Genomic DNA, 21,602 nt, shown 5'->3' with positions numbered 1-21,602 from the left:
CAACGACGTCGTGCACGACACCGCCGACCCCGAGGTGATCATCACGGAGTTCGAGTACGCGGGCCGCAACACCGCGAACGGGCGGGAGTTCGTCGGCCGCATCCGCAAGCAGGACGTCCTGGAGGCGGCCCGCGCCGCGCAGCAGGCCGCCCAGCAGCAGGCCGCGCCCGCCGCCCCCGCCGCGCCCGCGCCCGCCCCGGCCCAGGCGCCCGCCGGACGGCACGCCGCCCCGGCGCCCGCCGGCGCCCCCGCCGAGCAGATGGCGCTGCGCGGCCGGACCGAGAAGATGTCGCGGATGCGGCAGACGATCGCCCGCCGCATGGTCGAGTCGCTGCAGGTGTCCGCGCAGCTCACCACCGTGGTCGAGGTGGACATCACCAAGATCGCGCGGCTGCGGGAGCAGGCCAAGGCCGACTTCCAGGCCCGCGAGGGCGTCAAGCTGTCGTTCATGCCGTTCTTCGCGCTGGCGACGGTCGAGGCCCTCAAGGCCCACCCGAAGCTGAACGCGGTCATCAACGGCGAGACCAACGAGGTCACCTACCACGAGGTGGAGAACCTCTCCATCGCCGTCGACGTGCCCGAGCGCGGCCTGATGGTCCCGGTCGTGCACAACGCGGGCCAGCTCAACCTGGGCGGCCTCGCGCAGCGGATCGCCGACATCGCCGAGCGCACCCGCACCAACAAGGTGAGCCCGGACGAGCTGGCCGGCGGCACGTTCACGCTGACCAACACCGGCAGCCGCGGCGCCCTGTTCGACACGCCGATCCTCAACCAGCCGCAGGTCGCCATGCTCGGCACCGGCGCCGTCGTCAAGCGCCCGGCCGTCATCGACGACCCGGAACTGGGCGAGGTCATCGCGGTCCGGTCGATGGTGTACCTGGCGCTGACCTACGACCACCGCCTGATCGACGGCGCGGACGCGGCCCGCTTCCTCGCCACGGTCAAGCACCGCCTGGAGGAGGGCAACTTCGAGGCCGACCTCGGCCTCTGACCCCTCCCGCACGTCCCCAGGACCCCGCCGCGCCCGCAGGGCCGGCGGGGTCCGGCGCGTCCGGGGAAACGCGGGACCCGCCCGAGAGTGTCGGCGTCCGGCGGCGCCGTCCCTCTACGCTGGGGGGATGAGGGTCACCGTCACGGGCTCGTCGGGCCTCATCGGCTCGGCGCTGGTGCAGTCGCTCCGCGAGGACGGCCACGACGTCGTCCGGCTGGTGCGCCGGGAGCCGTCCCGCCCCGACGAGGCGCGCTGGTCGCCGGCCGACGGCTGCGTCGACAAGGAGTCGCTGGAGGGCGCCGACGCCGTCGTGCACCTGGCGGGCGCCGGGGTCGGCGACCGGCCGTGGACGAAGGCGTACAAGCAGAAGATCCGCGACAGCCGCCTGGTCGGCACCCGCACGCTCGCCGAGGCGATCGCGGCGGCCTCGCCCCGGCCCCGCGTGCTCGTCTGCGGGTCGGCGATCGGCTACTACGGCGACACCGGCGACCGAGAGGCCGACGAGGACTCCCCCGCCGGAGAGGGCTTCCTCGCCGGCCTCGTCCGCGACTGGGAGGCCGCGGCCGCGCCCGCGCGCGAGGCCGGGGTCCGGGTCGTGCACCCGCGGACGGGCGTCGTGCTGGCCCGCGAGGGCGGCGTCCTCGGGCGCACCCTCCCGCTGTTCAGGTTCGGCCTCGGCGGCGACCTCGGCGACGGCCGGCAGTGGACGAGCTGGATCTCCCTCCCCGACGAGGTCGCGGCGCTGCGGTTCCTCATCGACACCAAAATCGCCGGGCCGGTCAACCTCACCGCCCCGAACCCGGTGACCAACGACGCCTACACCAAGGCGGTCGGCCGCGCCCTGCACCGGCCGGCGCGGCTGCCGGTCCCGAAGTTCGCGCTGCGCGCCGCCCTCGGCGGCTTCGCCGACGAGGGGCCGCTGGTCAGCCAGCGGGTCCTGCCGCGCCGGCTGCTGGACGCCGGGTTCCGGTTCGCGCACGAGGACGTCGACGCGGCGGTCGCCGCCGTCCTGTGAGTCCCAAGAATCGTCAAACCCCCACCCGATCCCGTTCGGTAGTCATACGGTGACAATGAGACGGACGGCCTACGAGGGGGATGCATGAGCACCGACGGACAGCCGCACATCCTCGCGATCGGCGGGGGCACCTTCGTGCCGGACGGCCGGGAGGGCCTGGCCCCGAGCCCGCTGCTGCGCTACGCGTTCGACCTGACCGGCCAGGACCGCCCCCGGGTGTGCTTCCTGACGACGGCCGTCGGCGACGGCGCCGAGTACATCGCGCGCTTCTACGCCGCGTTCTCCTCGATGGACGCCGAGGTCAGCCATCTCTCGCTGTTCCCGATGCCGAACGTCGCGGACGTCCGGGCGCACCTGCTCGGCCAGGACCTGCTGTACGTGTCGGGCGGCAGCGTCGCGAACCTGCTGGCGCTGTGGCGGCTGCACGGCCTCGACGAGATCATGCGCGAGGCGTGGCAGGAGGGCGTCGTGCTGTCCGGTCAGAGCGCGGGCGCGCTGTGCTGGCACGCCGGCGGCAACACCGACTCCTTCGGGCCGCAGCTGCGGCCCCTCACCGACGGCCTCGGCTTCCTGCCGTACTCGTGCGGCGTCCACTACGACAGCGACCCGCAGCGGCGGCCGCTGCTCCAGCAGCTCGTCGGCGAGGGGACCCTGCCGGGCGGGTACGCGGCCGACGAGGCGGTCGGCCTGCACTACGTCGGCACCGAGTTCGTGCAGGCCGTCTCCTACCGCCGGGAGGCGGGCGCCTACAGGATCGAGCCTGACGGGCCGGGCACGGCCAAGGAGTACCGGCTGGAGCCCCGGCTGCTCGCCGCCTTCTGAGGAGCGGTCCGGGCGATCACGGCATAAGCTGGCCCATGTGAGCGATGTGGACGTACGCGAGCTGGTGGTGGTGCACGCGGGGTTCGGCGAGGCGGCCGTCCCCTACGAGGACGGGTGGGAGCTGCAGAAGCGCACCCACGCCCTGCGGGTGGACGACGCGATCCCCGACACCGTCCTGCTGCTGGAGCACCGGCCCGTCTACACGGCGGGCAAGCGGACGGAGGCGCTCGACCGGCCGTTCGGCGACCCCGGCGCCCCGGTCGTCGACGTCGACCGCGGCGGGAAGATCACCTGGCACGGCCCGGGGCAGCTCACCGGCTACCCGATCGTCCGGCTGCCCGACCCGAAGGACGTCGTCGGCTACGTGCGGCTGCTGGAGCGGATGATGATGGACGTCTGCGCCGACCTTGGGCTGGAGACGGCGACGGTGGAGGGGCGCAGCGGGCTGTGGGTCCGCGGGACCCCCGACCGCAAGATCGGCTCGATCGGGATCCGGGTGGCGCGCGGCGTCGCGATGCACGGCTTCATGCTGAACTGCGACAACGACATGGGCTGGTTCGACAAGATCGTCGCCTGCGGGATCCGCGACGTCGGGTCGACCAACCTCAGCCGCGAGCTGGGCCGGCAGGTGACGGTCGCCGAGGTCGTCCCGCTGGTCGAACGGCACCTGGCCGGGGCGCTGGGCGCGGCGGAGACGTTCCACCGCACCACGGCGCAGCTCGGGATCCTCGGTCAGGCCATCACCTTGTAGACGGCCTGGCCCTCGGTCGCGGCGAGCCGGAAGAACTCGCCCAGCCCCTCGTAGGCGGGCTGGAAGACCCGCTCGCGGGCCGCGTCGTCCAGCCGCCCGGCGTCCTGGACGCCCGCCCGGACCATCGCGGGCGGGTCGAAGCGGCCCGCGATCGCGGCGAACGGCGTCGCGGCCAGGTGGTCGGCGGCGGGCTTGACCCGCTCGGGGGCGAGGTAGATCACGTCCATGCCGAGCTCGTCGGCGCCGTCCTCGGTGAGCAGCCGGCCGCCGCACACGACGTCGGCCTCGGGCTGGCGGCCCTCCCACGGGTCGCCGGTGACGAGGTAGTGCATCGCCTGCCACGCCCAGCCGAGCTCGAACAGAGCGGCCGAGCCGCGCCGCCGCCAGTTCGCGTCGCCGAAGACGTGGCGCGCGATCCGGCCGGGGTCGGGCTCTCCCTCCAGCACGGGCGGCACCCTGAGGTACGACATTGCCAGACCCACGGTGGTCCTCCTGCTGAGCTGTTGCGTGACGACAGGGAGTCACCCTAGAGAGATCCATTGACGGAGATGGCCGAAACACGCGAATCGGCTGCACCGGCGGAGTACCGTCATACGTTCGAGATCGGTCCGATACGGCTTCGATGCTGCTCCCTCCGGCGGGCCGCCGGTGTGCCGGTACCGCTGATCGCGACGTACTCTGGGACCCGTGACGACGGTGACACCTGAGGGACGCAAGCTCCTGCGCGTCGAGGCGCGCAACAGCCAGACCCCCATCGAGCGCAAGCCCGAGTGGATCAAAACCCGGATGAAGATGGGCCCGCAGTACCGCGAGCTCACCGGCCTGGTGAAGTCCGAGGGCCTGCACACGGTGTGCCAGGAGGCCGGCTGTCCCAACATCTTCGAATGCTGGGAGGACCGCGAGGCCACGTTCCTCATCGGCGGCGACCAGTGCACCCGGCGCTGCGACTTCTGCCAGATCGACACCGGAAAGCCCGCCGCGCTGGACCGGGACGAACCGCGCCGCGTCGCCGAGTCCGTCGCCACGATGGGGCTGAAGTACGCGACCGTCACCGGCGTCGCCCGCGACGACCTCGAGGACGGCGGCGCCTGGCTGTACGCCGAGACCGTCCGGCGGATCCACGCCGCGGTCCCCGGCTGCGGCGTCGAGCTGCTGATCCCCGACTTCAACGCCGTCCCCGAGCAGCTCGCCGAGGTGTTCTCGTCCCGGCCCGAGGTGCTCGCGCACAACGTGGAGACCGTTCCGCGGATCTTCAAGCGGATCCGTCCCGGGTTCCGCTACGAGCGCTCCCTGGAGGTCATCACCCGGGCGCGCGAGGACGGCCTGGTCACCAAGTCGAACCTGATCCTCGGCATGGGCGAGACCCGCGAGGAGGTCTCGCAGGCGCTGCGCGACCTGCACGAGGCCGGCTGCGAGCTCATCACGATCACCCAGTACCTGCGGCCGAGCCCCCGCCACCACCCGGTGGAGCGCTGGGTCAAGCCCGAGGAGTTCGTCGAGCTGTCGGCCGAGGCCGAGGAGATCGGCTTCGCGGGCGTGATGTCCGGGCCGCTGGTGCGCTCCAGCTACCGCGCCGGCCGCCTCTACAAGCAGGCCGTCTCCGCGCGCGGCTGACGACCGGGCTGTCGGGACGGCCGCCCGACCGGACTATCCTGGGACGCATGTCGAAAAAGCCCACGGACGGGGCCCAGGAGAGTCCAGGGCGCCTCAAGCAGATCCGCATGGTCGCCCAGGTGCTCCGCCAGGCCGACCCGAAGGCCCTGCCGATCGTGTTCGCCTCCGCGATCGGGGCGCTGGTCGTCGTCATCCTCATCGGGCTGCTCATCGGCCAGCTCTGGTTCTTCATCCCGCTGGGCATCCTCGCCGCGTTCGCCACCGGCATGATCGTCTTCGGGCAGCTGGCGCAGCGCGCGCAGTACAAGGTGATCGCCGGGCAGCCCGGCGCCGCCGCCGCGATCCTGAAGAACATGCGGGGCAACTGGTCGGTGACCGAGGCGGTCAGCGGCAACCGCAACCTCGACATGGTGCACCGCGCGGTGGGGCGCGCCGGCGTGGTGCTCGTCTCCGAGGGCCCGCGCAGCCGCGTCGGACCGCTCCTCGGCGCGGAGAAGAAGCGCATCTCCCGCGCGGCCCAGCAGGTGCCGATCTACGACGTGCAGGTCGGCGACGACGAGGGCCAGATCCCGGTCGACAAGCTCCAGCGGCACCTGATGAAGCTGCCCCGCAACCTCACCAAGGGGCAGGTCGCCGAGCTGAACGACCGGCTCCAGGCGCTCCCCCGTTCGATGCAGATGCCGAAGGGCCCGATGCCCAGGGGCGCGAAGATGCCGAAGGGCCCGAAGCCCAAACTGCGCTGACGCCCAACGAAGAAGCGCCCCTTCGGGGGCGCTTTCTCGTTTCCGGCCGGGTCTTTCCCGCCGGGCTAGGTGGAGACGACGACCGTGTTGCTCGCCCGGTCGTGCATGCCGCGGTAGTCGCGGTCCCAGATCAGCGCGGGAATGACCAGGAGCAGCAGCAGCGTCCTGGCGAGGGCCCAGCCGAGGCCGACGGGGCGCCCGTCGAGCCGGACCACCCGGATGCCGCACAACCGCTTGCCGATCGTCGTGCCGAGGAACGCGGTGAGCACCCACGCCTGCAGGCCGAAGACGAGGAGGGTCCAGGTGCTGCGCTCGGCGGGCTCCCACCCGAACGAGCGCGCGAGCAGGCTCGCGACCAGCATCGACAGGCCCCAGTCGACGAACAGGGCGAGGAGCCGACGGCCGTAGGGCGCGACGGAGCCGCTGCCGCTCTCGGGCAGGCCGATCCGCTTCCCGGGCTCGCCGAGGTCGACCCCGGCCGAGCGCGCCCCGCCGAGCCACGTCTGCGTCCACCGCGGCCCGGCCGCCTTACCACCGCTCATGCCCCTACGCTATCCCGTCCTTCCGAAGGTTCGGACGCGGCTCCGGAGGGGAGGCCCGAAGTGACCCGTAACACAGCAGAAACATATGAGACATGGCCGGGAAACGGCGCCGCCCTAACGTGTTGGAAGCCGAGAACCGCCCTGAGGAGGCTGGATGTTCAGCAGCGCCGAAGAGGTCCTGAGCTACATCAGGAACGAAGGTGTTCGATTCGTCGACTGCCGGTTCGTGGACCTGCCGGGCAAGATGCAGCACTTCACCTTCCCCGTCGAGAGCTTCGGCGAGAACGTCTTCACCGACGGGCTGATGTTCGACGGATCGTCGGTCCGCGGCTTCCAGGAGATCCACGAGTCCGACATGCTCCTGCTGCCGGACCCGAGCACCGCCGTCGTGGACCCGTTCCGGCAGCACAAGACGCTGATCCTGAACTTCTTCGTGCACGACCCGCTGACGGGCGAGCCCTACAGCCGCGACCCGCGCAACATCGCGCGCAAGGCCCAGGACTACCTGCGCGGCACCGGCATCGCCGACACCTGCTACTTCGGTCCCGAGGCCGAGTTCTACATCTTCGACGACGTCCGCTTCGAGACCAAGCAGAACGCCGGCTATTACTACCTCGACTCGATCGAGGGCGCCTGGAACACCGGCCGCGAGGAGCCCGGCGGCAACCTCGGCGCCAAGCCCCCCTACAAGGGCGGCTACTTCCCCGTCCCGCCGATGGACCACTACACCGACCTGCGCTCGGAGATGGTGGCCCAGCTCATCGAGTCGGGCATCCACGTCGAGATGCAGCACCACGAGGTCGGCACCGCCGGCCAGGCCGAGATCGACTTCCGCTTCGACACGCTGCTGAAGACGGCCGACAACCTGATGCTCTACAAGTACATCGTGAAGAACGTCGCGCGCGCCGCGGGCAAGACCGTCACGTTCATGCCGAAGCCGATCTTCGGTGACAACGGGTCGGGCATGCACTGCCACCAGTCCCTCTGGAAGGACGGCTCGCCCCTCTTCTACGACGAGGTCGGCTACGCGGGCCTGTCCGACAACGCCCGCTACTACATCGGCGGCCTGCTCAGGCACGCACCGTCCCTGCTGGCGTTCAGCAACCCCACGGTGAACAGCTACCACCGTCTCGTCCCCGGCTACGAGGCCCCAGTCAACCTGGTCTACTCCCAGCGCAACCGCTCGGCCTGCATCCGCGTCCCGATCACCGGCTCGAACCCGAAGGCCAAGCGCATCGAGTTCCGCGTGCCGGACCCGGCCTGCAACCCCTACCTGGCCTTCTCCGCCATGCTGATGGCCGGCCTGGACGGCATCAAGAACAAGATCGAGCCCCCGGAGCCGGTCGACAAGGACCTCTACGAGCTGCCGCCCGAGGAGGCCCGCGCCATCCCGCAGGTCCCCGGCAGCCTCCCCGAGGTCCTCGCCGCCCTGGAGACCGACCACGACTACCTGCTGGAGGGCGGCGTCTTCACCCCGGACCTCATCGAGACCTACGTCACGATGAAGAACGAGTTCGAGATCGACCCCATCCGCCTCCGCCCCCACCCCCACGAGTTCGAGCTCTACTACGACATCTGAGATCGCCCCAGGTCAGAGCGACTCCGCTCTTCTGTACCGTCGGCCGTGCCCTTCCCCCAGCGGAGTGCGCGGCCGACGGGCCTTACCGGCGCTCAGGCGACGTGCCCGGGACGGTCGGGCACACGAAGAAGGGGCCCTTCCCGGAGATCCGGAAAGGGCCACCCTTGTGCGGGACACCGCTTACGCGGCGCCCCCGGATGCGTAGACGTCCACGATCACGGCGAAGTACCGGCCCGTGGAGGCCTGACTGTCGGACGTGGCCCCGAAGAACCCGTCCCTGAACCTGACCTGGAGCACGGCGCCGCGACCGAGACCGCCACCGAGGCGCCGGCGCGCCTCGCGAAGCGCCTCGCGCTCCAGCTGCTTCCTGCTGTTCCCCCTGATCGTGTCGTGGAGGGTCAGCACGTGCTCTCCGGCAGGCTCGTCGTCCTGCGCGGAACTGCTCAGGATCACCTCGACGTCCACCGAACGGGCGTAGAAGCGGTCCTCGGTCTCGATGTAGGACGGCGTGCTCTCCACGCCGTCCACACCGTCCTTGAACACCCACGCGGTACTCGGCGTCAGGACCGAAGAACTGGCGCGCCCGGTGGAGCACCCTGCGCTCCATCTGCCGCATGCTGTTGCCGGAGACCGCCCCCGCCCGGAACGTCGTGCAAGGTCGCTCGTCGAACTGAGGAGAGCCGCTCAGGACCGCCTCGACCTCCACGAACATGGAGAAGAAGCGGTCCTTGGTGTCCAGGCGTTCGGGCGTCGTGCACACGTCCCTGAACGTGACGCGGAGCTCGGCGTCGGGACCGAAGAACTGACGGCCTTCGTGCCGCGCCCTGCGTTCCATCTCCTCGATGCCGTTCCCCGTGATCGCGACCACGAGGGTGAGCACGCACCTGCGCGTCCCCCGCAGCGGCCCGGGGGAACACCGCGATGTCGAACTCCCCGAGGAAGGGGTCCTGGATCGCGTCCGAACCTCCGGGCGCCTCCTCCACACGGCTGGCCACCACACGGAGCTCGGCGTCGGCGCCGAACAGCCGGTGCGCCTTCACGAACGCAAGCAGTCACGCGCCTCGGCAACTCAGCAGCCCGGCGAGGGCGACTTCCGCGCCGGTGATGTCGTCGGCTTGGGCGATGGGGTCGCCCCAGTGCGTCCAGAACCAGTCGCTGTCGTCGTCGGTGGGCCGCGCCTCGCACGTGACCCGCACGGCGCGAGGGGTGCCACCGTCCGCGGCCGTCACGGTGACCCCCGGGGCGCCGATGTCGACCTTGTAGCCGCGCACGCCCATGCGCCGGGCGAGTGCGGAGAGCTGCGGATGGAGCTCCAGGCCGAGGAGGCGCGTAATCTTCAAGGCGACCGCGTCCACGGCGTCGAGCGGACCGAGGTCGAGGCCCGAATCCCAGATGAAGCGCCCGTGGGACGCGCCGACCGTCCGGGCGATCCCGGTCCGGGTCCTGGTGACGATGCTGACGCTGTGCCGGATGGCCAGAGCACCGCGCGCCTCAAGCTCCTTGCTCAGTGCCAGTAAGGCGCGCTCGCAGTCGGCCGCGTCGGCCTTGTACAGCAGCCGCCGCAGACCCGAGTACGAACCCGCACCAAGACGCTCCCCTAGACCGCTCGACCGGACGGCGCGATAGAGGGGCGAGGTGTCGGCACATTCGATCGTCCAGCCGGGGAACTCCGCGCGCAACGCGGCAAGCCGCCCCTCGAAGTCCGCTGGAGGCAGTGATCCTGAGTGATTCATGCGTCACACCAGGAGTCACGCTGGACTCCCAATGTTCCACATTGGAACCGGAGCCGGGTTGCGGCACCGAGCCCGTCGGTTTATGTGGCCATGCGCGCGTGGATGCGACGCAACGGCTCCGGCAGAGTCCGGCGCGCGTCGACCAGGTGGGACACCACGGACCGCGCGGTCGGGTGAAAGGTGATCATCTGTGGGGCGATGCGGTCCGCGAAAGCGAGGCGCTTCTCGGCCCTGGCGAGGTCGCCGATCTCGGTCATCACCCGAGACATGTCGATCTCATGATGCGCGCGACGTTCCGGTGGCAGCCCCGCGAGAGTCTCGTCGCCGATGCGCTGGTCCCGGCGGGCCGCCTCGTCCATGTCGCCGAGTTCCACGGCGACCGCGGCCCCGTGAATCGCCACGTTGGCCGCCGTGAACTCCAGCCCGTGGACGGGCGCACCGCACCCGCCGCGCCTGGCACGCTCGGCCGCCCGCCCGTAGTACTCCCATGCCTGCGCCCCGTTCCCACCGCGAGCGGCGCGTGCCGCGACTATCGCGGACCGCAACTCGATCGCCCCCGCGACCTCGTCCGCGTCCGGCCGGTCCGGCTGGACACTCGCCGCGGCCCGGTCGAGCAGCGTCAGAGCGGGCCGGTACTGGTCTTGAGCCATCAGCACTAGAGCCTGCGCGAGCGTGATGAGCGAGGGCATGTGCGGGTCCTGCGCCCGGGTCGCCGTGATGTATGCGGGTGCGAGAAGGGCCAGCGCGTCACCGCCGTAGCCGAGACGCCGGGTCAGACTCACCCCGTCGCGCAAAGCGTGGCTTAGCAGCACCCAGGCCCGGCGGTCGTCGGTGTCATGCGCCCAGTAGGCGAGTTCCTCGATGACGGCCGGAAGCCGCTTCCCGATCCGGGTCAGCTTCGCTTCGGTAAAGAGCCGCCGCATGGACGCCACCTCGGCGGCGAGCACGTCTAGGGCGCGGGGCGAGCCGCCGAGTTCGGGACCGACGTCCACGTGGACGAGCATGCGGCGAAGCTCCGGAATGACGGAATGGACGGCGTCATCGTGTCCCTGGACACGGTAGGGCTGCCCGTAGAGCTCGGAGGGGTCGACGCCCAGAGCGGCAGCGGCCGCAGACACGAAAGCCGGTGTCGCGACCTTCTTCCCGGTCTCCACTTGGGCGATGTGGCCGCGGCTGTAGACCGACAGCTGCGCCAGCCCGGTCTGTGTGAGACCACGTTTCTTGCGTGCCCTGGCCAGGCGCGTTCCGACAGTTTCGAGGGTTTCGTCGGACATTGGGCCCTGCCCTTCTCCCGGAAGCCTCGTGACTCCCAAGGCTAGGCGCAGGGCCCTCGCATGTCATGGGCACCGCAGGACCGCCGTCTCTCTGCTGCGGGCCCATCGGCTGTCGCGGGCGGAAGCGAAAACGAGAGGCGGCCCGGGGGCCGCCTCTCGTAGCTGAGGCGATCAGCCGATCAGGCGATCAGCCGATCAGGTCCAGGACAGCGGCGGCGGCGCCTGGGGCAGGTCCTTCGGATCCACCTCACCGCTCGCGACGGCCGCGTCGAGCTTCTCGACCTGCTCGCGCTGGTAGGCCTGCTCGCCGGCCATGGTCGACCGGTTGTGGGTCTTAGCCGGCTGCTCCTCGGGCGTCTGCCCGGAAGTGGTGTCACTCATCTGTGTTGAGCTCCTTCGGTTACGTAGACCGAAACTGCAATGACAGCCCGGCTGAGCCGGGTCGCCGGAGACCGTCCGGCGAGGCGGGTGGCCCGCAACCGGCTTTCCGGGTGACCGGGCCGGGGGTGTCGGTGGGGCGGCCTACGGTGGGGGGTCGTGAGAGATCGGCTTGCGCCGGGGCGGTCGGCGCACCGGTGCGCGGCTGGCATCATGTGGGCCGAGCGCGCGGGTTGGGGGTCGGGATGGCGTACGAGGCCAAGGACGTCCTGAGGGGCGGGTACTCGCTGCTGGAGGCCGCGCGCGACCTGGTCGCCGACCATCGGCGGGCGCTGGCCGAGGTGCACGCGGCGCTGGCGCCGCTGCGGGCCGAGGCGGCGCGCGAGCAGTTGACGTCGATTCCGCTGGCCCGGCTGAAGGACGTCACCGACGGGCGGCTCCGGCTCGGGCCCCTGGAGGAGGCCGGGTTCACCAGCGTCGTGGACGTGCTGGACTCGACCCCGTACAAGCTCCAGCTCCTGCCCGGGATCGGGCCCCAGACGGCGCAGCAGCTCCACGCGGCGGCCGGGAGCCTGGCGGAGGCGGCGGAGGCGTCGACGACGGTGCGGATCGACGTCGACCGGCGCGACGAGGCGATGACCCCCGCGGTCGTCGCGCTGCACCGGCTGGTGAACGCGGGGCCGGAGCTGCCGCGGGCGCGCGCGGTCGCCGAGGAGGTGGACGAGCGCATCGGGCCGCTGGTGCAGGACGCGCGGCCGGCCGGGTCGTGGTGGCGCAGACTTCTCACGCCGCCGGCGCGGCGCGAGCGGGCGCGGGAGGCGGTCGGCGAGCTGGCGGATGCCCTCGCCGCCTCGGAGGCGCGCGAAGCCCGGCTGCTGATGTCCCAGGCGTCGGTGGACCTGCTGCGCCCGCACGTGTCGCCGGACGAGGCGTGGATCGACTTCGAGCTGCGGGCGGCCGACTACCAGACCCTCCTGGCCGAGCTCGCGGCGGCGGACCCGGAGCGGGAGGCCGCCGAGGGGTTCCTGCCGGGCGACCTCGCGGCGCGGGTCAAGGCGCAGCCGCTCGACGACGAGTTCCGCCGGGTGTCGCTGCGCGGGTACCAGGCGTTCGGGGCGCGGTTCGCGCTCGTCCAGAAGCGGGTGATCCTGGGCGACGAGATGGGGCTCGGGAAGACGGTCCAGGCGATCGCGGCGATGGCGCATCTGCGGGCGCGGGGCGCGACGCACTTCCTGGTGGCGTGCCCGGCGAGCGTGCTGATCAACTGGGTCCGGGAGATCGAGACCCGCAGCGCGATCGCCGCGCACCCGCTGCACGGGTCCGGGCGCGCGGGGGCGCTGCGCAAGTGGGCCGGCGACGGCGGCATTGCCGTGACGACGCTCGCCACGCTGCACTCCTTGAACGTCCCGGAGGACGTGGAGATCGGCATGTTCGTGGTGGACGAGGCCCACTACGCCAAGAACCACGAGACGCGCCGCGCCCGCGCCGTGGCGCAGTGGTGCCGCAGAACGGAGAACGTGCTGTTCCTCACCGGGACGCCGATGGAGAACCGGGTCGAGGAGTTCCGCAGCCTCGTGGCCCACCTGCGGCCCGACGTGGCCGAGCGGGTCCGCCCGCACGACGCGGCGATGGGGGCGCGGGCGTTCCGGTCGGCCGTCGCGCCGGTGTACCTGCGGCGCAACCAGCGGGACGTGCTCGTCGAGCTGCCCGAGGTCGTGCACGTCGACGAGCTGGAGGAGTTCAGCCGGGCGGACGCCGCCGCCTACCGCAAGGCCGTCGCGGCGGGGAACTTCATGGCGATGCGCCGGGCGGCCTATGCCGTGCCGAAGCGGTCGGCGAAGCTCGACCGGCTGAAGGAGCTGGTGGACGAGGCCGCCGAGAACGACCTGAAGGTCGTGGTGTTCTCCTACTTCCGGGACGTGCTGGCCGCCGTCGGGGAGGCGCTCGGGCCGCGGAGCCGCGGGCCGATCTCGGGCGAGACGCCGCCGGCGCGGCGGCAGGAGATCGTGGACGCGTTCACCGCCGAGCCGGGGCACGCCGTGCTGCTCGCGCAGATCCAGGCCGGCGGGGTCGGGCTGAACCTCCAGGCGGCGTCGGTGGTGATCCTCTGCGAGCCGCAGGTGAAGCCGACCATGGAGACGCAGGCGATCGCGCGGGCGCACCGGATGGGGCAGGTGCGGACCGTCCAGGTGCACCGGCTGCTGACGCCCCGCAGCGTGGACGAGCGGATGCTGGAGATCCTGCACGTCAAGACCATGCTCTTCGACGAGTACGCGCGGCGCAGCGACCTGGCGGAGCGGACGCCCGACGCGGTCGACATCTCCGAGCGCGATCTCGCCAGGCAGATCGTGGCGCAGGAGCAGGAGAGGCTCGGCACGTAGGGAAGAACGCCGGGGGCGCCCGCGTTCAGGCGTGCGAGACCAGGCGATCGAAGGGGATGTTCATGGCGGAGGTCAGGGTGGAGCGCACCGAGGACGGCTTCCGGGCCGTCAACGGCCGGGGCGCGGCGGTCGCGATCGGCGACGGGGACACCGAGGGCGCCTTCACGCCGGTCGAGCTGCTGCTGGCGGCGCTCGGCGGCTGCGAGCTGGTCACCGTCGAGCCGCTGACGGCCAAGCGGGGGCACCGGATGGCGCGGCTCGCCGCGACCGTCCAGGCCGACAAGGTCGCGACGAGCACGCTCGGAACGATCACGGTCACCTATGACGTCGAGCTGCCCGAAGGGGACGACGAGGCGGAGGACGTCCTGAAGGCCGTGGCCGCGCGCGTCCACGAGAAGTACTGCACCGTCGGCAACGCGCTGCGGGAGCCGATGAAGGTCGAGCAGGTCGTGTGAGGGGACGGGCGCGCCCGGCGCGGTCGAGGACCGGGCGCGCCCGGGTCGCCGTCAGTAGCGCAGGCCGTGCCCGTAGGGGTACAGGCCCTTGATCGTGACGGGCAGGCGCCCGCCCGGCTGCGCGCCGAAGACGACGCGGGCCGCGGCCCTGTGCATCGTCATGTCGACGCGCCGGGTCCGCGCGGTCGTCCCGTAGGTCGCCAGGTAGGCGCGGACGGACGGGTAGGAGGCGATGTCGTACGGCAGGCCGGTCGCCACCGCCGCGACGGGCCGGCCCGTGGCCTGCAGCGCCCTGACGAGCCGGGCCTGCCCTTCCGGCAGCGTCCCGGAGGAGTAGGTGGCGACGAGGACCCGGCCGGCGGCGCGGGCGCGGCGGACGGCCTCGGCTATCTCGGCGTCGGTGGGGTCGGGGTCGCGGCCTGCCAGCTCGTCACGGGGCCGCGGGCGACGGCGGCCACCTCGTCCGCGAACTCCCCGGTCTGCACCACGCCCGCGACCAGTGTCCGCGCCTTCGAGCCGGGATCGAACGGGAGCACTCCGTCGTCGTTCCGCACCAGCGTCGTGGCGGCCACGCCCATCGCCAGGGCCCGCCGCAGGAAGGCGGGGTTGCCGGAGATCCGCTCGGCGGCCGCGGGGCTGGCGTAGCGGTGGTCGAACACGCGGTACCGGCACTTCAGGCCGAGGACGCGACGGACGGACGCGTCGACCCGCGCCCGGCTCAGCGTCCCGTCGCGCAGGGCGTCGCCCAGGGCGTCCACGGCCTGCGCGTGGGCCGTGTAGTCGCCGGTCGACATGATGACGTCGGCGCCCGCCCGGACCGCCATCACGGTGGCCTCGCGGGTGCCCCAGTTCCTGTCGATCGCGTCCATGTCCATGGCGTCGGTGACGATGACGCCGCCGAACCCCATGTCCCGCCGCAGCAGGCCGGTCAGCACCTTCTCCGACAGCGTCGCGGGCAGGTCGGGGTCGACGGCCTTCACCACCACGTGCGCCGTCATGACCGCGTCGGCGCCGGCCGCGATGGCCCGGCGGAACGGGGGCAGGTGGACGCGGTCGAGCGTCGCGCGGTCGTAGGTCACCGACGGCAGGCCGAGGTGGCTGTCGGTCTCGGTGTCCCCGTGGCCCGGGAAGTGCTTGGGCGTCGCGATCATCCCGGCCCGCCGGTAGGCGCGGACCTGCGTCTCGACGAGCCCGCCGACCAGGTCGGCGCGCTCCCCGAAGGACCGGACGCCGATGATCGGGTTGGCGGGGTTGGTGTTGACGTCGGCGACGGGCGCGTAGTTCCAGTGGAAGCCCATCGCGCGGGCCTCGGCGGCCGTGACGGCCGCCGCGTCGCGGGCCTGCGCCGGGTCGCGGGCGGCGCCGAGCCCCATGGCGTTCGGCAGCGGCGTGGTGCCCTCGCGGACGTTGTGGGTCGTCCCGAACTCGAAGTCGCCGGAGACGAGCAGCGGCAGGTGGGACGGGGTGTCCCGCGCCCAGCGCTGGAGCCGGTCGGCGTAGCGGGCGGCGAGGCCCGGCGTGCGCGGCTCGGAGGTGATGACCGAGCCGATCTTCAGGTCCTGGACGGCGCGGCGGGTCCGCTCGGACGGCATCCCGTCCGGGCCGTCCTCGGTGACCGCCATGACCAGCTGGCCGATCTTCTCGGCGTCGGTCATCCGGGCGGTGATGGCGCCGGGGTCGCAGCCGCGTCCCGGCGGCGCCTGCGCCCGGGCCCGGGCGGGCGGGGCGAGCGCGAGCCCGAGCGCCGCGATCGTGATCACGGACGTGATGGTCCGGCCACCGTTCATCCGGCCTCCCTCGATAGGCGTCGCGGTCTAGACCAGTCCGAACCGGCGGCCGGCGCAAGGGGCAGATGTTGACGAGATCGGCGCGGGCGAGCGGGCCCGCCGTCCCCTAACCGCAGGTGGCGCCCGCGGCGGGGACCGTGCCGTCCAGGAGGTAGGCGTGCACGGCCCCGCGGACACAGGGGTCGCCGGTGTCGTAGGAGCCGTGCCCCTCCCCCTTGAGCGTGAGGAGGGTGGCCCGCCCGCCGAGCGCCTCCGTCAGCGCGGACGCCCACGCGTACGGGGTGGCGGGGTCGCCGGTGTTGCCGACGACGAGGATCGGCGCGGCGGACGGGGCGGACACCTCTCGCGCGGCGGGGTCGCCCTGCACCGGCCAGCCCGTGCACTGCAGCAGGCTCCACGCCAGCGACGTCCCGAAGATCGGCGAGGCCTCGCGGAACCGCGGCAGCAACCGCCGCACGTCGCTCGCGGTGGGCCGGTCGGCGCCGTCGGCGCAGGTGATGGCGGTGTTGGCGGCGGAGAGGTTGCTGTAGGTGCCGTCGCCCCGCCGCCCGTTCTGGACGTCGGCGAGCATCAGCAGCAGCGACCCGTCGCGGCGCTTCACCGCGTCGACGAGGCCCTGCGCCAGGTACGGCCAGGCGTCCCGGGAGTAGAGTGCGGCGGCGACGCCGGTCGTGCCGAGGCTCTGGGTGAGCCTGCGCCCGGACTGCGTGCGGAGCGGGCGCCGGTCGAGCCCGGCCAGGAACCGGCCGACGGCCGCCACGACGGACGGGCCGTCGGTCCCGAGAGGGCATCCCTTCTTTCCGAGCCGCGCGCAGGCGGCGCCGAAGCCGCCGAGGGCGCGCTGGAACGCGGCCGCCTGCTGGAGGGCCAGGTCCGCGCGGCCGAGCCTGGTGTCGACGGCCCCGTCGAGGACGGCCCGCCCCACCCTGGCGGGGAACTGGTGCGCGTAGCTGCCGCCGAGCCAGGTGCCGTAGGAGATGCCGAAGTAGTTCAGCCGCTCGTCGCCGACGGCGGCGCGGACCATGTCGAGGTCGCGGGCGGCGTCGGCGGTGCCGACGTGCGGCAGCAGCCGCCCCGACCGCGCCTCGCACTGGCGCACGTAGTCGGCGCGGCCGGCCGCGTACGCCCGCTCCTCGGCGGCGGTGTCGGGGCTGTCGTCCATGGCGGCGAGAGCGTCCATGCGGCGGTCGCCCACGCAGGCCACCGGGCTGCTGCGGCCGACGCCGCGCGGGTCGAGGCCGATCAGGTCGTAGCGGGCGCGCAGGTCGGCGTACTGGCCCGCGGCCTGCGCGAGCGTGTCGACGCCCTCCGCGCCGGGGCCGCCGAAGTTGAACACCAGCGAGCCGATGCGCCGGTTCGGGTCGGTCGCCGGCACCTTGATCAGCGCGAGTTCGATCTTCTCGCCGGACGGCCGGGCGTGGTCGAGCGGCACCGGGAGCGCCGCGCAGCGGAGCCCGCGGGGAGGCTTGCTCTTCGGCGGCGGGGACGGCAGGCCGGTGCAGCGCCCCCACGACAGCCGGGGGACGGCCCCCGCCGAGGCGAGGGTCGCCGCGGGCGCGGTGGCGGTCGCCGCAGGAGGTCCACCGGGTGACGAGCGCGCGAGGCCCGTCCCTCCCGGGAGGGAGAGGAGCGTTAAGGCGGCCAGAGTCGTGGCGCCCGCCGGCACCACGCCAGTGATCCCCCGGTACCTGGCCATTCGTCCCTCCGATCGCATCGCCTGAAGCGATCGGGACCTACCCATGGCCCTCTATGCTGACTCCTGATCAGCTCATCGGGCTCCGCGCGGGGGGCCGGCGGCGCGGGGATACCCCCGCTGTCCCCCAGGCCCTCCCCCGAAAGTCCGGATACCGCATCAGGGTCGTACTACTCAGGTCTGAGATGAAGACCATTCGTCGCGGTGATCTCATTCAGGAACCCGGCGGCAAAGATAGGTAGCATGGCTCAATCCGCCCCCCCAGCGGCCCGCAGAAGCGAGGCCGGCGCCGCAGTCCGGCGCCGGGTCACCGCGCCCCCCGTCTGGCGCGAGCTGCTGCTGGTCGTCCTGTTCTACACCGGCTATACGCTGACGCGGATCGTCCTGGTTCAGGACGGCACCGGGCCGGCGTTCGCGCACGCCGACGAGATCCTGCGCGCCGAACGCTTCCTGGGGCTGGACGTCGAGCTGCACCTCAACCAGACGCTGCTGACCGTTCCGTGGCTGGCGCGGACCGCGAACGTCTTCTACGCCACGATGCACTTCATCGTGACGCTCGCCATCGTCGTGTGGCTGTACCGCTACCGGCCGCAGCACTACCGGTGGCTCCGCACGTCCATCATGATCGCCACGGGTGTGGCGCTGATCGGCTTCTGGCTGTACCCGCTGGCGCCGCCGAGGTTCCTGCACAGCGAGGGCTTCGTCGACCCGGTGACCGCGCTGCACTCGCTCGGCCTGTACGCCAGCGACGCGTCCGGGAGCCTGACCAACCAGTACGCGGCCATGCCGTCCATGCACGCCGGATGGTCGCTGTGGTGCGGGCTGGTGCTGGTCAGGCTGGCGTCGCAGACGTGGGCCAAGCTGCTCGGCGTGCTCTACCCCGCGACCACCGTGATCGTGATCCTGTCCACCGCCAACCACTACGTGCTGGACGCGGTGGCGGGCATGGCGCTCATCGGCGGCGCGCTGTGGGTCTCGTGGATCCTCTACACGCGCTGCCCGGCGCCCCTCCTCCTCGCCCGGGCCCGCGTCGTGCACCGGTTCCACCAGCGGTCGGGCCGGCGGACGGGCGGTTCCGGGGCTCACTCGGCTCCGTAGAACACCCGGTCCACGACGGCGCGGGCGCGGCGGGCGTGCCGGCGGTAGTCCTCCAGGAGGTCGCCCGTCCCGGGGTAGCCGAGGACGCGGGCGACGGAGCTGCGCTCGCGGTGGTGCTCGGTCGGCAGCAGGTCGGACGCGCGGCCCCGCACCAGCATGAGCGACCCCCGGACCCGGGTGGCCATGCACCACGCCTCGGCCAGGGTCTCGGCGTCCTCGGCGTCCAGGAGGCGGGCCTTGACCGCGGCGTCCAGCGCGTCCAGCGTCCGGGTGGTGCGCAGCGCCGGGACCTCGTGGGCGTACCGGAGCTGGAGCAGCTGCGCGACCCACTCCACGTCCGCCAGCCCGCCCGGCCCGAGCTTGGTGTGCAGGCGCCGCTCGACGCCGCGCGGGAGCCGCTCGGACTCCATCCGCGCCTTCAGCCGCCGGATCTGCCGGACGGCGTCCTCGCCGATGCCGTCCTCCGGCCAGCGGACGGGGTCGATCAGCGCGCGGAACCGCTCGCACAGCCCCGGATCGCCGATCATCGGGTCGGCGCGCAGCAGCGCCTGCGCCTCCCAGGGCTCCGACCAGCGCGCGTAGTAGGCGGCGTAGGACGCGAGCGTGCGCACGAGCGGCCCCTGCCGCCCCTCGGGGCGCAGGTTCGGATCGATCACCAGCGGCGGGTCGGGGGCGGGCAGCGCGAGGAGGCGGCGCAGCTCCTCGGCGACGGCGTGCGCGGCCCGCCCGGCGGCGCCCTCGTCCGCGCCGGGCAGCGGGTCGTGGACGAACATCACGTCGGCGTCGCTGCCGTAGCCGAGCTCGTGCCCGCCGAACCGGCCCATCGCGACGACCGCCATCCGGGTCGGCAGCGGCCCGCGCGACTCCATCTCGATCTTGTTGACGGCGACCTGGAGCGCGGCCTCGACGGTGACGGCGGAGATGCCGGTGAGGGCCTCCCCCACCTCCCGGACGTCCACGAGGCCGAGCAGGTCGGCGACGGCCACGCGGAACAGCTCGCGGCGCCGCAGCGCCCGCACCACCCCGGTCGCCTCCTCGGCGGGGCGGTCGCCGCCCCCCTCCTTGTGGCGGCGGACGGCGGCGAGCGCCTCCGTGCGCAGCGCCTCCTGCGGGCGCGGGGCCAGGCCGGTGTCGCTGCCCAGCAGGGCCACCGCCTCGGGGGCGCGCAGCAGCAGGTCGGTGGCGTAGCGGCTGGAGCCGAGCACCCACGCCATCCGCTCGGCGACGGTCACCTCGTCGCGCAGCAGCCGCAGGTACCAGGGCGTGGTCCCGAGGGCGTCGCTGACCTGCCGGAACCCGAGCAGGCCCGCGTCGGGGTCGGGCGCGTCGGCGAACCAGCCGAGCATGACCGGCAGCAGCGTCCGCTGGATCGCGGCCCGCCGCGACACGCCCGCGGTCAGCGCCTCGATGTGCCGCAGCGCGCCCGCCGGGTCGGCGTACCCGAGCGCCTCCAGCCGGACCCGGGCCGCCTCCGGGGTGAGCCGGGCCTCCTCCCCGGGCAGCCGCGCGACGGCCCGCAGCAGCGGCCGGTAGAACAGCTTCTCGTGGATGCGGCGGACCTCCCGGGCGTGCCGCCGCCACATCGCGGTGAACTCCCCCACCGGGTCGGTGCGCAGGCCGAGGGCGCGGCCGAGGCGGCGCAGGCCGGCCTCGTCGTCCGGGACGAGGTGGGTGCGGCGCAGGCGGTGCAGCTGGACGAGGTGCTCCACGCGCCGCAGGAACCGGTACGCCGACGCCAGCGCCGCCGCGTCGTCGCGCGCGACGTAGCCGCCCCGGGAGAGGTCGGCCAGGGCGTCCAGCGTGGTCGGGCTGCGGAGCGTCTCGTCGGCGCGGCCGTGGACGAGCTGGAGCAGCTGGACCGCGAACTCGACGTCGCGCAGCCCGCCCGGCCCGAGCTTGAGCTGCCGCTCGGAGTCGGCGGTGCGCTGGTTCAGGTCCGCCTCGACGCGGCGGCGCATGTCCTGGACGTCCTCGACGAAGCCCTCGCCCTCGCCGGCCTTCCACACGATCGGGGTGATCGTGTCGAGGTAGCGGGCGCCGAGGTCGGCGTCGCCCGCGACGGGACGGGCCTTCAGCAGCGCCTGGAACTCCCACGTCTTGGCCCACCGCTCGTAGTAGGCGCGGTGGCTGGCGAGCGTCCGCACCAGCGGCCCGGATCTCCCCTCGGGGCGCAGCGCCGCGTCCACCTCCCACAGCGCGCCCTCCTCGGTCGTGGCCGAGCAGGCCCGCATCATCGCCGACGCCAGCCGGGTGGCGGTGCGCAGCGCGGCGTCCTCGTCCTGCCCGTCCCGCGCCTCCGCCACGAAGACCACGTCGACGTCGCTGACGTAGTTGAGCTCGCGGCCCCCGCACTTGCCCATGCCGATCACGGCGAGCCGGCACGCCTCGTGCCCGGGGACCTCGGCGCGGGCGATCGCGAGGCCGGCCTCCAGCGCGGCGGCGGCGAGGTCGGCCAGTTCGGCGGCGACCTCGGCGACGTCCGCCGCGCCGATCAGGTCGCGTCCCGCCAGCGCCAGGAGGCGGCGGCGGTAGGCGACGCGGAGCGCGACGAGCGCGTCCTCGCCGAGGGCCACCGGCTCCGGCGCCGCCGGATCGGCGCCCACGGCGGCCAGCAGGTCGTCGCGGGGGCTTCCGAGCGGGCCCGCGACGCCGTCGCGCAGCACGCGCCAGTGGTCCGGGTGCCGCGCCAGGTGGTCGCCGAGCGCCGCGCTCACCCCGAGCACCGCGGTCAGCCGCTCCCGCGTCC

General features: G+C 73.0%; 20 protein-coding genes. 10 read left to right on the top strand and 10 right to left on the bottom strand.

All coding sequences use genetic code 11. From position 1 onward, the window contains the following. From sucB to lipB, 4 genes are all read left to right on the top strand, one after another. Positions 1 to 991, top strand: a 991-nt coding sequence (sucB, locus tag AB0K37_RS29355; protein ID WP_363986478.1) for a 2-oxoglutarate dehydrogenase, E2 component, dihydrolipoamide succinyltransferase, incomplete at its 5' end; no start/stop codon positions are given. Between the two features lie 127 nt (positions 992 to 1,118). Then, positions 1,119 to 2,006 carry a TIGR01777 family oxidoreductase gene (locus tag AB0K37_RS29350; protein WP_363986476.1) on the top strand — a complete coding sequence of 296 codons (888 nt, stop codon included), beginning with the start codon at positions 1,119 to 1,121 and terminating at the stop codon, positions 2,004 to 2,006. Between the two features lie 84 nt (positions 2,007 to 2,090). Further along, complete coding sequence (locus AB0K37_RS29345) at positions 2,091 to 2,828, top strand: peptidase E (protein WP_363986474.1); 738 nt, start codon at positions 2,091 to 2,093, stop codon at positions 2,826 to 2,828. 37 nt (positions 2,829 to 2,865) lie between these two features. Continuing rightward, positions 2,866 to 3,579 carry a lipoyl(octanoyl) transferase LipB gene (gene lipB, locus AB0K37_RS29340; RefSeq protein WP_363986473.1) on the top strand — a complete coding sequence of 238 codons (714 nt, stop codon included), beginning with the start codon at positions 2,866 to 2,868 and terminating at the stop codon, positions 3,577 to 3,579. Here lipB and AB0K37_RS29335 read toward each other — a convergent pair. Continuing rightward, a complete protein-coding gene (locus tag AB0K37_RS29335; protein ID WP_363986472.1) occupies positions 3,561 to 4,061 on the bottom strand; it encodes a DUF1877 family protein in 501 nt (166 codons plus the stop codon). The genes lipB and AB0K37_RS29335 overlap by 19 nt on opposite strands. Positions 4,062 to 4,266: 205 nt before the next feature. Between AB0K37_RS29335 and lipA the strand changes: the two genes are divergently transcribed. Together lipA and AB0K37_RS29325 are read left to right on the top strand one after the other, a co-directional pair. Beyond that, entirely contained in the window at positions 4,267 to 5,193 is a 927-nt protein-coding gene (gene lipA, locus AB0K37_RS29330) for a lipoyl synthase (protein WP_363986470.1), read from the top strand. A gap of 47 nt (positions 5,194 to 5,240) precedes the next feature. Next, on the top strand, positions 5,241 to 5,936 hold the full coding sequence (locus AB0K37_RS29325; protein ID WP_363986469.1) for a DUF4191 domain-containing protein: 696 nt from the start codon (positions 5,241 to 5,243) through the stop codon (positions 5,934 to 5,936). A 65-nt stretch (positions 5,937 to 6,001) separates the two neighbouring features. On the opposite strand, the gene AB0K37_RS29320 is transcribed toward AB0K37_RS29325, so the two are convergent. After that, on the bottom strand, positions 6,002 to 6,478 hold the full coding sequence (locus AB0K37_RS29320) for an RDD family protein (RefSeq protein WP_363986467.1): 477 nt from the start codon (positions 6,476 to 6,478) through the stop codon (positions 6,002 to 6,004). Between the two features lie 154 nt (positions 6,479 to 6,632). Here AB0K37_RS29320 and glnA point away from each other — a divergent pair, with 154 nt between their 5' ends. Continuing rightward, on the top strand, positions 6,633 to 8,057 hold the full coding sequence (gene glnA / locus AB0K37_RS29315; protein ID WP_363986465.1) for a type I glutamate--ammonia ligase: 1,425 nt from the start codon (positions 6,633 to 6,635) through the stop codon (positions 8,055 to 8,057). A gap of 180 nt (positions 8,058 to 8,237) precedes the next feature. On the opposite strand, the gene AB0K37_RS29310 is transcribed toward glnA, so the two are convergent. From AB0K37_RS29310 to AB0K37_RS29295, 4 genes are all read right to left on the bottom strand, one after another. Beyond that, a complete protein-coding gene (locus tag AB0K37_RS29310) occupies positions 8,238 to 8,600 on the bottom strand; it encodes a hypothetical protein (RefSeq protein WP_363986463.1) in 363 nt (120 codons plus the stop codon). A gap of 509 nt (positions 8,601 to 9,109) precedes the next feature. After that, a complete protein-coding gene (locus tag AB0K37_RS29305; protein WP_363986461.1) occupies positions 9,110 to 9,790 on the bottom strand; it encodes a hypothetical protein in 681 nt (226 codons plus the stop codon). Between the two features lie 80 nt (positions 9,791 to 9,870). Then, the gene (locus AB0K37_RS29300) at positions 9,871 to 11,064 is read right to left on the bottom strand and encodes a helix-turn-helix transcriptional regulator (RefSeq protein WP_363986460.1); all 1,194 of its coding nucleotides are present in this window, start codon (positions 11,062 to 11,064) and stop codon (positions 9,871 to 9,873) included. A gap of 195 nt (positions 11,065 to 11,259) precedes the next feature. Further along, entirely contained in the window at positions 11,260 to 11,445 is a 186-nt protein-coding gene (locus AB0K37_RS29295) for a hypothetical protein (protein ID WP_363986458.1), read from the bottom strand. Between the two features lie 242 nt (positions 11,446 to 11,687). Between AB0K37_RS29295 and AB0K37_RS29290 the strand changes: the two genes are divergently transcribed. Together AB0K37_RS29290 and AB0K37_RS29285 are read left to right on the top strand one after the other, a co-directional pair. Continuing rightward, positions 11,688 to 13,823 (top strand): DEAD/DEAH box helicase, encoded by a 2,136-nt coding sequence (locus AB0K37_RS29290; RefSeq protein ID WP_363986456.1) that lies wholly within the window; start codon positions 11,688 to 11,690, stop codon positions 13,821 to 13,823. A gap of 62 nt (positions 13,824 to 13,885) precedes the next feature. Further along, the gene (locus AB0K37_RS29285) at positions 13,886 to 14,278 is read left to right on the top strand and encodes an OsmC family protein (RefSeq protein WP_363986454.1); all 393 of its coding nucleotides are present in this window, start codon (positions 13,886 to 13,888) and stop codon (positions 14,276 to 14,278) included. 51 nt (positions 14,279 to 14,329) lie between these two features. Here AB0K37_RS29285 and AB0K37_RS29280 read toward each other — a convergent pair whose 3' ends face one another. The 3 genes from AB0K37_RS29280 to AB0K37_RS29270 all read right to left on the bottom strand — a co-directional run bounded on the left by AB0K37_RS29280 (position 14,330) and on the right by AB0K37_RS29270 (position 17,761). Beyond that, positions 14,330 to 14,536 (bottom strand): hypothetical protein, encoded by a 207-nt coding sequence (locus tag AB0K37_RS29280; RefSeq protein ID WP_363986453.1) that lies wholly within the window; start codon positions 14,534 to 14,536, stop codon positions 14,330 to 14,332. A gap of 128 nt (positions 14,537 to 14,664) precedes the next feature. After that, on the bottom strand, positions 14,665 to 16,065 hold the full coding sequence (locus tag AB0K37_RS29275; RefSeq protein WP_363986451.1) for a glycoside hydrolase family 3 protein: 1,401 nt from the start codon (positions 16,063 to 16,065) through the stop codon (positions 14,665 to 14,667). Between the two features lie 106 nt (positions 16,066 to 16,171). Continuing rightward, positions 16,172 to 17,761 (bottom strand): alpha/beta hydrolase, encoded by a 1,590-nt coding sequence (locus AB0K37_RS29270; RefSeq protein WP_363986449.1) that lies wholly within the window; start codon positions 17,759 to 17,761, stop codon positions 16,172 to 16,174. Between the two features lie 240 nt (positions 17,762 to 18,001). On the opposite strand from AB0K37_RS29270, the gene AB0K37_RS29265 reads away from it, so the two are divergent. Continuing rightward, positions 18,002 to 18,856, top strand: coding sequence for a phosphatase PAP2 family protein (locus AB0K37_RS29265; RefSeq protein WP_363986448.1), 855 nt, complete (start codon positions 18,002 to 18,004; stop codon positions 18,854 to 18,856). Here the strand turns inward: AB0K37_RS29265 and AB0K37_RS29260 are convergent. Next, a partial coding sequence (locus AB0K37_RS29260; protein WP_363986446.1) for a bifunctional [glutamine synthetase] adenylyltransferase/[glutamine synthetase]-adenylyl-L-tyrosine phosphorylase occupies positions 18,841 to 21,602 on the bottom strand: 2,762 nt, incomplete at its 5' end. The two genes, AB0K37_RS29265 and AB0K37_RS29260, sit on opposite strands and share 16 nt — an antisense overlap.

Source organism: Actinomadura sp. NPDC049753 (genome assembly GCF_040674655.1).
GTDB classification, from domain to species: domain Bacteria; phylum Actinomycetota; class Actinomycetes; order Streptosporangiales; family Streptosporangiaceae; genus Spirillospora; species Spirillospora verrucosospora.
Note: the sequence above shows the minus strand (reverse complement) of the source record. Positions and strands in the feature narration are given on the sequence as shown.